The 313-nt window shown below is 58.1% G+C and carries 1 protein-coding gene; it reads left to right on the top strand.

Annotation, left to right across the window (positions count from 1 at the left end):
• Window positions 1-145 (top strand): DNA-directed RNA polymerase subunit alpha C-terminal domain-containing protein (locus tag KVT32_RS29485; RefSeq protein ID WP_305864268.1); only part of this gene is annotated, 145 nt, incomplete at its 5' end.
• Between the last annotated feature and the right edge of the window lie 168 nt (window positions 146-313).

The raw sequence follows: 313 nt of genomic DNA, 5'->3' as shown, positions 1-313 counted from the left end.
GATCCAGCGATCGGAAAACGAGCTGCTCAAGACCCCGAACCTGGGCCGCAAGTCGCTCAACGAAATCAAGGAAGTCTTGGCTTCGCGCGGCCTGACCCTGGGTATGAAACTCGAGAACTGGCCGCCTGCCGGCCTCGAGAAGTAAGCTTCATAAACCTACTGCGCGGGCACATTTCCGTCCTGCGATGCTCGCTGTACATCTCGTACAGCTGCGCTTCTCGGACGGAACTGCCGCCGCTCGCTACGGTTTTCCAAGGCTCCAAGGAGATGAATATGGCCAGCCTTTTGATCGGGAACATCGACAGCAGCGCCT

Source organism: Achromobacter sp. GbtcB20 (assembly GCF_019091095.1).
In the GTDB taxonomy this organism is placed as follows: domain Bacteria; phylum Pseudomonadota; class Gammaproteobacteria; order Burkholderiales; family Burkholderiaceae_B; genus Achromobacter; species Achromobacter mucicolens.
This window is presented reverse-complemented; position numbering and strand designations above follow the sequence as displayed.